Raw genomic sequence first — 10200 nt, 5'->3', positions numbered from 1 at the left:
TTCCGCTCCTTCACCGCCACCAGCCTCAGCGGCACCTGGACCCCGCAGGCCGCCAGTGAGAGCAACCCCTTCGCGGGCAAGGCCAACAGCGGTGCCACCTGGACCAACGACATCAGCCACGGCGACCTCGTCCGCACCAACCCCGACCAGACCATGACCATCGACCCCTGCAACCTGCAGTTCCTCTACCAGGGCAAGTCCCCCACCGCGAGCGGCCCCTACGACCAGCTGCCGTGGCGGCCGGGCGTCCTCACCCTGCAGCACTGACCCGGTCCACGGTGACAGCGATCGGGTACCGCCTGCCGGCACACGGCCGAGAGGCCCACGCCACGTGCGGCTCCACCCGCTGACCTGCACCCACCGCCCGAGGAACCCCAGCCGCGCGTCGGCTGGGGTTCCCCTCTTTCGCGGACTTCCATCGGTGCCCGTACCGACCGCGCTGCTCCGGGAGGTGGAGGAGGCCTCCCGGGGCAGCGCTCCGCCGTGCCCGCCAGGCCCGGCCTTCCGCGCCCGTCCCGTCCCACCCGACCGGAACGGGCACGGAAAGTCGGGTCGGGCGGGCTCCGGCCTTCCTACGGTGGTGGTCGCAAGGGAAGGAGACCGGAGTGCTGGACCGGCTGAACCAGGTCATGGCCCACATCGAGGACCACCTCGACCAGCGGATCGAGGCGGCCGAGCTGGCCCGCATCGCGTGGACGTCCGAGTTCCACCTGCGGCGGATGTTCTCCGCGCTCGCCGGGATCCCGCTGTCGGAGTACGTCCGGCGCCGGCGGCTCACCGTCGCGGGGGCCGAGGTGCTCGCGGGCGAACGGACCCTGCTGGAGATCGCCGTGCGCCACGGCTACGGATCGGCCGAGGCGTTCGCGCGGGCGTTCCGGGCGATGCACGGCCTCGGCCCGGGCGAGGCCCGGCGGACGGGCGCGGCCCTGAATTCCCAGCCCCGGATGTCCTTCCGGCTCGTCGTCGAAGGGAGCACCACCATGAAGTACCGGATCGTCGAGAAGCCCGAGTTCAAGGTCGTCGGCCGCAGGGCCCGAGTCCCCCTGATCCACGAGGGCGTCAACCCGCACATCGCCGAGATGATCCGGGGCATCCCGCCGGAGACCGTGCAGCGCATCGCCGACCTGTCCGACCAGGAGCCCGAGGGCATCGTCTCCGCGGTCGTGCACCTCTCCGACAGCCGGGAGGAGGGTGTCCTGCTGGACTACCACCACGCGGTGGTGACCGGCGCCGACGCCCCCGAGGACCTCGACGTCCTCACCGTCCCGGCCGGCACCTGGGCCGTCTTCGAGAACACCGGCCCCTACCCCCGGTCCCTGCAGTACCTCTGGCGGGACATCTTCACCGAGTGGTTCCCGTCCAATCCGTACGCCACCCGGCCGGGCCCGGAGATCCTCCGCACCCGGCCGACGGCCGACTGGTCCGAGGCGACCAGCCAGCTCTGGATCCCGGTGGAGCGGACGGTGTCCTGACCCGCCGTCGGCCACGGCGGCGCGCCCGTGCTCGGGCGCCCGCCATGACGAGGCCGACCAGCAGGTCGAGCCGGGCACGGTGGGCCGCGGGGCGGCGAGGCCCGTACCCGGATCAGAGGCGGCCGTGGTCCTTGAGCACCCGGCGGGACTGCGCGAAGAGCATGCCGACGTTCACGGTGTTGCGGCAGACCACCACGGCGACGATGTCGTCGGCGCTGTCCACCCGGAGGAAGAGGTGCGCCAGGTTGTCGCTGTTGACCAGGATCTCCTGGAAGTAGTGGCGGTCGCTCACCACACCGCGCCGTTCCTTGAAGATGCCTTCGATCATCACCACGTTGCGGCCCTGGAAGAGGTCGAGGGTGGCGGCGGCCAGCATGTCCAGGACCTCCGGCGGGTGCGAGTCGACCGTCTCGACGGACAGCAGCATGCCGGTGGACATGTCGATGATCCCCGCGGCCAGGCACTCGGGCACCTCCGTGCGGAGGCCCTTGACCATGGCGTTCACCCGGTCGGACATGGTCTGGAATCCCTGCGGTGTGCTCACGGTGCTCCTTCTCGTGGTCGGGTGGTGTGCGGCGGCCGGACGGGACGCCGCGTCAGGACCGGGGCGCGGTCAGCAGACGGTCCATCCGGTCGGCGGCGGCCTGCGACTCGGTGTGCAGCCGGGCGATGTCCATCCCGGAGTCGCCGAGGACGGTCATCAGGCCCATCCGGCCGATCGGCTGGACCACCACGTAGCCGTGGCTGAACTGCGCCACCGTCCGGTGCAGCAGCCCCTTGCCGGTGGACTGCCCCGCCCGGCGGGCCAGGCCGAGCGCCGCGGCGGCGAGCGCGGCCAGGCTCTCGCCGTCGATGCCCTCCTCGGTGTCCGCGGCGACCAGCAGGCCGTCGACCGCGGCCACCGCGAGGTCGGTGACGCCCGCGACCCGGTCGCGCAGCGCGCGCATTTCGGCGATCAATTCGCCGTTCTCGCTGCTCACATCTCTCCTGTTCTGGGAATTCACCGGCCGGCGCCGGACGGATTTCTCGGGCACGCCGAACCGGCCCGCCGACGGGCGGGAATCGCGGACGGATGTCCGGCGGTAGCGGCGGGCCGGTCAGGAATCGCGGGCGCGCCGGTGGCGCCCGGCGGCCGACCGCCACGCGAGGACGTCGTTGATGCCGCTGGCACCCCGCCGGCGGACGGGCAGCCGCCCCGCCGGCGGGTGCACCGGCACGGGGTCCGGCGGGCGGCGGGCCGCGGTCACCCCGGGCCGCCCGCCCGGCGCGGGCAGCGGGCCGGCCGGACCCGGGGCGGGCGGAACGACCTCCACCAGACCCTCGGCCAGCAGCCGGGAGACCTCCACGGTGACCGCGTACAGGCCGCGGCCGAGCCGGAAGGCGATGTCCCGTGCGCTGCGCCGCCCGTCCGCGCAGCGCAGGATCTCCCGGCGCTCGCCGGTGAGGCGGCCGGCCGGTCCGCCGCCCGCCTCCCGGTGCGTCCCGGTGGCCGGGCCGATCCGGTCGCGCAGCGGGCAGAGCGGAGGGCGCAGTGCGGCGAGCGCGCGGAGCCTGCGGTCCGTCTCGTGCAGCAGCCACTCCGGGTCCACGCCCTGCGGGGCGGGCAGGTGGTGCCGGGTCGGGCCGCCGGCCAGGGTGCAGCCGTCGACCCGTCCGGCGGCCACCGCGAAGGCGCCGTCCAGGGCGGCCATCGTGCACATCAGCTGGAGTTCGGCCGCGCCGAGCAGGTCCCGGGCGACGAGTTCGGCGCCGGTCCGGTCGGCGGCGGCGCCCGCGCGGCAGGCGGCCTCCCAGTCGTCGGTGCTCACCCGGCCGGAGCGCAGCAGCAGGGTGGCGACGTCCGGGGCGCCGGGGGAGTCGACCGCGGTGACGACCCCGGAGGCGAGGTGGAACACCCCGCCGGGGTCGCCCAGCACGGTCAGGGTGCCCGAGGGGCGCCCGTCCGGGGCGCCGGCGAGCGCGGTGGCCAGCCGCCCGGCGGCGTCCGTCCGCACCACGGCAGGCAGGGCGGCGCCGCCCGCGGGGCGAGGTGCGGTCACGCCCGCGCTCCGCGGTCCGTGCGGCGATCGGAAACGGTCATAAAAGGCCGCGCACCGGCAGCGCGGAGAAATATTCGACCGGTCCCGGTGAATTCATGCACGACTCCCCCTCGGCGCAGACCGAATACCGGCGAATTCCCCGCCGATGGCACGTGCGACATCCAACCGTCCGCCCCGATCCGTAGTCAAGCCATTCCGGTGCGTGATGGACAGCGGCAAATTCCCCGTGATATCCGGTGCGCGACCCGTGGAACGTCCGCGGCGGGGACGCGGTGGGGCTGCCGTTGCCCCGGCCCGGTTGGCAGACTGGCGGGATGACGTCGAGTTCGCTGGGCAAGGGCGCCAACGTGGTGGTCGGGGTGCCGGAGGTACGGGCCGCGTTCTCCTGGGCGCAGGCGCCGGACGGGCCGGTGGCCCGGGTCTGGGCGGTCCTGCTGGGTGCCGACGGCCGGGCCCTCGGGGGCGGTGCCGCGGTCGGCGGGGCCCGTCCGGCCGACCCCTCGGGCCGGGTCCGGCAGGGCGGTGCCCGTACGGTCGACGCCGACCTCGCCGCCCTCGCGCCGGAGGTCGAGCGGATCCTGCTCTGCGTCACCGTCGACGACGGGTACCTCGGGCAACTGGCCGACCTGGAGGTGCTGCTGACGGACGGCCGGACGGGCGCGCCGCTGGCGCACTTCCCGATCGCCGCGGGCCGGGAGACGGCGGTCGTCGGCGGCGAGCTCTACCGCCGGTCGGGCCAGTGGAAGTTCCGCGCGGTGGGCCAGGGCTGGGCCACCGGCTGGGCCGGCCTCACCGCCGACCACGGAGCCGTAGAGCCCCCGGTGGCCGTCGAGCCGCGGACGGCCGTGGCACCTCCCACGGCCGCACAGCCGCCCGTGCCGCCGATGCCCGCTCCGGTACCGCCGGCCCCCGTACTGCCCGCTCCGGCACCGCCGGCCCCGGCACCTCCCGTGCCGCCGTACCGGCCCGCGCAGCAGGAGCAGTCCCCGGCGGTACCGCAGGCGGAGCAGGCGCTGCCGGTGGACGTCCGCAAGCGGCTCTCGCTGCGCAAGCAGCAGGTGGCGGTGAGCCTGGAGAAGCACGGCGCGGCCGGCGCCCGGGCCCGGGTGGTGCTGGTGCTGGACGCCTCGGGGTCGATGTCCGGCCTGTACCGCCGCGGCACGGTCGCCGGGGTGGTCGAGCGGATGGCCGCGGTCGCCGCGCAGCTGGCCGAGGACGGCCGGATGCACGCGTGGACCTTCGCCACCCACCCGGCCCGCCTGCCGGACCTGCACCTCGCCGAGCTGCCGGAGTGGATCCCGGCCCACGTCCGGGTGGGCGAGCTGGCCCTGTTCGGGCGCCCGAAGAAGCCGCGGCGCGGTCTGCCGCCGGGCCAGGTCGACATGCGGCTCGTCGGCATCCAGAACGAGGAGCAGAAGGTCATCGCTGAGGTCCGTGCGCACGTCCGGGCGCATCCGGTGGCGGACCCGACGCTGGTGCTGTTCTTCTCCGACGGCGGCGTCTACCGGAACGCGGCCATCGAGCAGGAGTTGCGGGCGGCCGTGGAGGAGCCGGTCTTCTGGCAGTTCGTCGGCCTCGGGCAGGCCGACTACGGGGTGCTGGAACGCTTCGACACGTTGCCCGGCCGCCGGGTGGACAACGTCGGCTTCTTCGCCGTGGACGACATCGACCTGATCTCGGACCCGGAGCTCTACGACCGGCTGCTCACCGAGTTCCCGTCCTGGCTCGTCGCCGCCCGGCAGGCCGGCGTCCTGCGCTGACACCGTCCGGCGGTTCCCGGCCGCACCTCGGAGCAGCGGTGGGCAGTGGGTGTCGGTCCACGCGCGGGCGGCCGCAGGCACGTCGGTGATCAGGGCGTCGGCGTGCCGGTCGGCCGCCGTCCGCCAGTCGGCCTCCCGGTCCGGCGTCCACACGTAGACCTGCCGGCCGGCGGCGTGCTCGCGGGCGATCCGTTCCGGGGTGGCGAGGGTTTCTTCGAGGGCGATGCCGGAGAGCCGCAGCCCGCCCGGGTCCTCGGCGTCGGCCGTGCCCCGGACGAGGACGACCGGCAGGCCGGGGGCCGCCGCGTGGGCCGCCCGCAGCATCGCGGGGTGGAAGGAGTACAGCACCACGTCGGCGCCGCTGGCCGCGGCTGTGCGGGCCGCCCGGGCCGCGTTCCCCGGGCTGTCCTGCTCCTTGATCTCCATGAGCAGTCGCGTCCGGGTGCCGGACAGCTCGCGGAGCAGCCGGTCGAGGGTCGGGACGGGCTGCGCGGGGCCGGGGCCGGCGGTGACGTGCAGGGCGGCGATCCGGTCGGCCGTCAGGTCGGCCACCCGGCCGTGGCCGTCGGTGACCCGGTCGACGGTGTCGTCGTGCATCAGCACCGGCACGCCGTCGCGGGTGGTCCGCACGTCGGTCTCCAGCCAGTCCGCCCCGCCCGCGAGGGCGGCCCGGAAGGCGGCCATGGTGTTCTCCGGGGCGGCCTCGGGGGCACCGCGGTGGCCGGCCACGGCGAGCGAGGGGCAGCGCGGCACGGGACCGGCGGGCACCGGTTCGGGCAGCACTCCGAGGCCCGTGGACGCCGCCCCGGCGGGGTCGTCCGCGGCCGCGGGGCGGGCCGTCCGCAGGCTGCCGCGGTGCACGCCGCCGCCGGGCGGGAGGAGCGCGGTGATCACCAGTGCGGCGGCGGCCACCGTCGCGGTCCGTGCCGTCCGCCGGGAGGTCCTCATGCCGGGGATGATGGGCCCGCGCGCCCGTCCGGGTGCCGGAGCCACGGGTGGTGTGCGCCGCTCGGCCCAGCCCGGCCGCCCGTCCGGGTGACGGCGGGGACGGCGGGGTGACGGAGCTGCGGGTGCGGGGGGCACGGCGGGTGCGTCCCGGGTCGGGACCCTGCCTCCGCCGCCGGCTCAGTCGGAGACCTCGTCGGGCCCGGTGAAGCCGGGCGGGGTGTAGCCGGGGCCGGTGAACTCGGCCGTCCGCGGCTCGCGTCCCTCCGGGTCGGTGAGCCCCTCGACGCCGGGGCTGGTGAATCCGGCGCTGCTGTACCCGGGCCGGCTGTAGCCGGGGCTGAGGAGGTCGGGCGGCACCGGCCGGCCGGCGGGCTGCGGGGACAGCGCCGGGGTGGAGCCGAGGTTGTCGTGCAGGTAGGGGAGCAGCGCGCGCTCGCGCAGGGCGGTGTGCCAGGCCCGGCGGGCCTCGGCGACGTCCGCGGCGAGGTTCGGGTCCTGCCCGGCCGGGTTCGCCGAGCCGTCCCGCAGCGCGGTGAGCAGCAGGCCGACGATGCCGACGGCCATGGCGGCGGTGCCGACCGCGATGGCGGCCCAGCCGGCGGTGACCACGCTGCGGCCGAGCGGCAGGGCCGGCCGGGCGGCCCGCAGCGCGTACCCGATGGCGAGCAGCAGGGCGGCGGCGGACCAGGACAGGATCGGGGCGAGCACGGTGAGCACCGGGAACAGCCCGGCGCCCTCCTCGGAGCGCAGCCGGCCGGAGAGCTCGCCGCCGAGTCCGCCGCCGCCGTGGGCGGGTGCGGGTGTGCGTCCGAGGTCCGCGCGCAGCCCGAGGTAGTGGCGGTACTCGGGTGCGGCGGCCGAGGCCACCGTCTCCGCGTTGAGCATCGCCTTGGTGCGCAGCTGCTCGGTGTTGAGATGGGGTTCGGTGGCGCGCAGTGCTTCGAGGATGGTTGCGTCGCGCAGTGCTTCGTCGAGGATGCGCTCGTAGTCCGGGCGGTCCTCGGCGAGCAGGTGCGGGGCGTCGGTCATGGGGACCCCGTTCCGCTGATTCACGGAGGTGGACTGGTGCGACGCGGCGGCCCGGTGGCGGGAGGGCGGCTGCGTGGTGCCTCGATGGTAGGGGTGACCACCGAGGCTCAGACAGTCGCTTTCCGGATTTTCAGCGCCCGGGGCGGACGTTCCGGGCCGCTCGTCGACGCTCCGTCAGCTTCCGCCGACGCGGTGTCAGGAAAGTGCAGCGGAGTTCAGTCGCCGCCCGTTCAGTTCACCGGCAGCCGGGCGATCAGCAGGCGGCCCTCCATGGTGACCCCGCCGTCCATGGCGACGGCCAGCTCGTCCGCGTAGATGTACGGGCCGGGGACGTGCGGCGGCGCGCCGTCGTCGGCGTGCACCGCCCCGGTGAGGTACGGGATCGGGCTGTGGCCGTGCACCACGCGGTAGCCGCCGTAGGCGCCGAGCAGCTCGTGGACGGCGTCCGGGCCGTTCTCGCCGCGGAAGGCGAACCGCTTGGTGAAGCGGCGGAAGCAGTCCCACCACTCGTCGGCGCCCTCGTCCGCGAGCAGGTCGTGGACGGCGTCGTTGACCTCGGCGATCGACTCGCCGTACTCCAGGTAGGCGGTGGTGTCGGAGTGCAGCAGCAGGTGGCCGTCCTCCAGCGCCATCGCGGGCAGCCGGGAGAGCCAGCTGATGTGGTGCGACTCCAGCCGGTCGAGGTCGTGCTGCTGGCCGCCGTTGAGGCGCCAGGCGGCGAGGAAGGAGGCGGTGCCCGCGGTGGACTGGACGGGCTCGTCGCCGTACTTGGCGGCGCCGAGGAAGAGCAGTTCGTGATTGCCCATCAGGGCCCGGCAGTAGCCGCCGGCCGCGGCGGCCTCCGCGGCGAGCTGCATGACGAGCTCGATCACGCCGATGCCGTCGGGGCCGCGGTCGGTGAAGTCGCCGAGGAACCACACCCGGGAGCGGCCGGCCGCCCAGTGGCCGTCCGCGTCGATCAGCGAGGCCTGGCGGAGGGCGGCGAGCAGTTCGTCGAGGTAGCCGTGCACGTCGCCGATCACGTACAGCGGGCCGGGCGCCTCGCCGGGTTCGGGCTGCGGGTACGGGAAGTTCACCGGCTGCTCGGTCAGCGGGGGACCGAGCTCGATGGTCGGCGGGTCGTCGCCGGTCGCGGCGGCCATCGGCGGCTGCTCGTGGACGGCCGGCTCGTGCGGCGCCTGCTCGTGACCGGCCGGCTCGTGGCCCGTCCGGTGCAGCGTGCCGAGCTGCACGGTGGCGTCGTGGCCGCCCGGGTGCGCACCGTGGTGGGCCGGGGCGTGCCAGTGCTGCTCGAGGTAGTGCGCGCCGCCGTAGCCGCTGTAGGTCTCGTCGTAGCCGTAGCCGGCCGGCGGCTCGCAGGGTTCGTAGTAGGAGCCGTACGGGAGCACGTCGAGGTCCTGGTGGTGGCGGGGGCCTGAGTGGGGCGTTTCAGGCCCGGGGAAGCGGTCCTCGGGTGTCATTCGACCATCATAGGAAGACCACTCTCCCGGCGTCCTCACCTGGTGGGCATCCAATCCTTCGGAGCGTCACCGGGCCGGGCCGGACGGCCCGGTCCGACCCGGTCTGGGATGGTCTGGACCTCGCGCCGGAGCGGGCCGTCCCGGGCCCGGCCCGGTGCGGCGAGGACCGTGCCGGAGCTCAGCCCCCGCCCGGTGAACGGGGCGGACTGACCGTCCTGCGGGGGCTGCGCCGCTGCGAGGAGGCCCGGACGATCAGCTCCGTCGGCATCAGGGTGCCCGGCGGCGGGCCCGTCCCCGCGGTGCGGAAGCGCGGCGGGAAGAGCCGCGCCCCCTCGGCGCGTTGCCCGCCGGACGAGCCGGCGTCGACTCCCTCGATGGCGTCGATCAGCAGGTTGACCACGGTGGTGCCGATCTTGCGCGGCTTGAGCGAGAGGGTGGTGATCGGCGGCTCGGTGCCCGCGTAGACGTCGCTCTCGCTGCAGCAGACCAGCAGCAGGTCGTCCGGGACGCGGAGGCCGTACCGGCGGGCGGCGGCCAGCAGGTCGGTGCCGTTCGGGTCGAAGAGGCCGTAGACCGCGTCCGGCCGGTCCGGCCGGGCGAGCAGCCGGTCGGCCGCCACGGCGCCGGCCGCCGGGTCGTGCGCCGGATAGGTCTCGTAGACCGGCTCCTGGCCGACCCGCCGGCACCAGCCGAGGTACGCCTCGGTGGAGAGCCGGGTGTAGGTGTCGGTGCTGGTGCCGGTGAGCAGGCCGATCCGGCGGGCGCCGGCCTCCGACAGGTGGTCCAGGATGTCCAGCACGGCGGCCTCGTGGTCGTTGTCGACCCAGGCGGTGACCGGGCAGTTGCCCGGCTTGCCGTCGCTGACCACGGGCACGCCGGACCGGTAGAGCTCGGTCACCAGCGGGTCCTGGTCGGGCGGGTCGATGACCACCGTGCCGTCCAGGGCGATGTTGCTCCAGACGTCGTGCCGGGACGAGGCGGGGAGCACGACCAGGGCGAAGCCGCGGCCGAGCGCCGCGCTGGTGGCGGCCCGCGCCATCTCCGCGAAGTAGGCGAACTCGGTGAAGGTGAACGGCTCCTCGCCGTAGGTGGTCACGGTGAGGCCGATCAGGCCCGAGCGGCCGGTGCGCAGGGTGCGGGCGGCCGCGGAGGGGCGGTAGCCCAGGCGCTCGGCGACCTCGCGCACCCTGCTTCTGGTCTCCTCGGGCAGGCGGCCCTTCCCGTTGAGGGCGTCGGAGACCGTGGTGATCGACACTCCGGCGGCCGCCGCGACGTCCCGGATGCCGGCCCGCTCCAGGCGCCGCGAGGTGGACCGCCGTCCGCTCTGGTTGGCTGCTGCTGTCATGGCGGACCGATCGTATGGCGCATGACAGCGGGCTGTGACCGGCCCCGGCCACCGGTCTGAAGATACGTTTCTCCAAGAGTCGGAACGGATCACACCCTTCGATACCCGCTCCGATCTGGGCTTGTTACCTCTGACATGTGCCGTGGG

General features: G+C 75.0%; 9 protein-coding genes and 1 pseudogene. 3 read left to right on the top strand and 7 right to left on the bottom strand.

Features of this window, described 5'->3' with window-relative positions; translation table 11 throughout:
* Together AB0442_RS15815 and AB0442_RS15810 are read left to right on the top strand one after the other, a co-directional pair.
* A partial coding sequence (locus AB0442_RS15815; RefSeq protein ID WP_366163260.1) for a non-reducing end alpha-L-arabinofuranosidase family hydrolase occupies positions 1 to 267 on the top strand: 267 nt, incomplete at its 5' end.
* A 338-nt stretch (positions 268 to 605) separates the two neighbouring features.
* Complete coding sequence (locus tag AB0442_RS15810) at positions 606 to 1472, top strand: AraC family transcriptional regulator (protein ID WP_366163258.1); 867 nt, start codon at positions 606 to 608, stop codon at positions 1470 to 1472.
* Positions 1473 to 1584: 112 nt separating this feature from the next.
* Here AB0442_RS15810 and AB0442_RS15805 read toward each other — a convergent pair whose 3' ends face one another.
* From AB0442_RS15805 to AB0442_RS15795, 3 genes are all read right to left on the bottom strand, one after another.
* Positions 1585 to 1989 carry a hypothetical protein gene (locus AB0442_RS15805; protein WP_366163265.1) on the bottom strand — a complete coding sequence of 135 codons (405 nt, stop codon included), beginning with the start codon at positions 1987 to 1989 and terminating at the stop codon, positions 1585 to 1587.
* 79 nt (positions 1990 to 2068) lie between these two features.
* On the bottom strand, positions 2069 to 2452 hold the full coding sequence (locus AB0442_RS15800) for a roadblock/LC7 domain-containing protein (RefSeq protein ID WP_366163256.1): 384 nt from the start codon (positions 2450 to 2452) through the stop codon (positions 2069 to 2071).
* Between the two features lie 117 nt (positions 2453 to 2569).
* Positions 2570 to 3511: a MarR family transcriptional regulator gene (locus AB0442_RS15795; protein WP_366163255.1), complete on the bottom strand. Its 942-nt coding sequence runs from the start codon at positions 3509 to 3511 to the stop codon at positions 2570 to 2572.
* 314 nt (positions 3512 to 3825) lie between these two features.
* Between AB0442_RS15795 and AB0442_RS15790 the strand changes: the two genes are divergently transcribed.
* On the top strand, positions 3826 to 5271 hold the full coding sequence (locus AB0442_RS15790) for a VWA domain-containing protein (protein WP_366163254.1): 1446 nt from the start codon (positions 3826 to 3828) through the stop codon (positions 5269 to 5271).
* Between the two features lie 84 nt (positions 5272 to 5355).
* On the opposite strand, the pseudogene AB0442_RS15785 reads toward AB0442_RS15790, so the two are convergent.
* From AB0442_RS15785 to AB0442_RS15770, 4 genes and pseudogenes are all read right to left on the bottom strand, one after another.
* Positions 5356 to 6219 (bottom strand): annotated as a pseudogene (locus AB0442_RS15785) (glycerophosphodiester phosphodiesterase family protein); the annotation flags it as partial.
* 177 nt (positions 6220 to 6396) lie between these two features.
* A complete protein-coding gene (locus tag AB0442_RS15780; RefSeq protein ID WP_366163253.1) occupies positions 6397 to 7248 on the bottom strand; it encodes a hypothetical protein in 852 nt (283 codons plus the stop codon).
* Between the two features lie 230 nt (positions 7249 to 7478).
* Positions 7479 to 8708: a metallophosphoesterase gene (locus tag AB0442_RS15775; RefSeq protein ID WP_366163252.1), complete on the bottom strand. Its 1230-nt coding sequence runs from the start codon at positions 8706 to 8708 to the stop codon at positions 7479 to 7481.
* Positions 8709 to 8886: 178 nt separating this feature from the next.
* Positions 8887 to 10053: a LacI family DNA-binding transcriptional regulator gene (locus tag AB0442_RS15770; RefSeq protein WP_366163251.1), complete on the bottom strand. Its 1167-nt coding sequence runs from the start codon at positions 10051 to 10053 to the stop codon at positions 8887 to 8889.
* Positions 10054 to 10200 lie beyond the last annotated feature (147 nt).

The organism is Kitasatospora sp. NPDC085895, assembly GCF_040702125.1.
Lineage (GTDB): Bacteria > Actinomycetota > Actinomycetes > Streptomycetales > Streptomycetaceae > Kitasatospora > Kitasatospora arboriphila.
The sequence above is the reverse complement of the archived record's forward strand: the minus strand, read 5'-3'. Positions and strand labels throughout refer to the sequence as shown.

Coding starts and splice junctions, on each gene's coding strand:
- AB0442_RS15805 (WP_366163265.1), bottom strand. CDS start 1,989: ATGTCCGACCGGGTGAACGCCATGGTCAAGGGCCTCCGCACGGAGGTG.
- AB0442_RS15790 (WP_366163254.1), top strand. CDS start 3,826: ATGACGTCGAGTTCGCTGGGCAAGGGCGCCAACGTGGTGGTCGGGGTG.
- AB0442_RS15780 (WP_366163253.1), bottom strand. CDS start 7,248: ATGACCGACGCCCCGCACCTGCTCGCCGAGGACCGCCCGGACTACGAG.
- AB0442_RS15775 (WP_366163252.1), bottom strand. CDS start 8,708: ATGACACCCGAGGACCGCTTCCCCGGGCCTGAAACGCCCCACTCAGGC.
- AB0442_RS15770 (WP_366163251.1), bottom strand. CDS start 10,053: ATGACAGCAGCAGCCAACCAGAGCGGACGGCGGTCCACCTCGCGGCGC.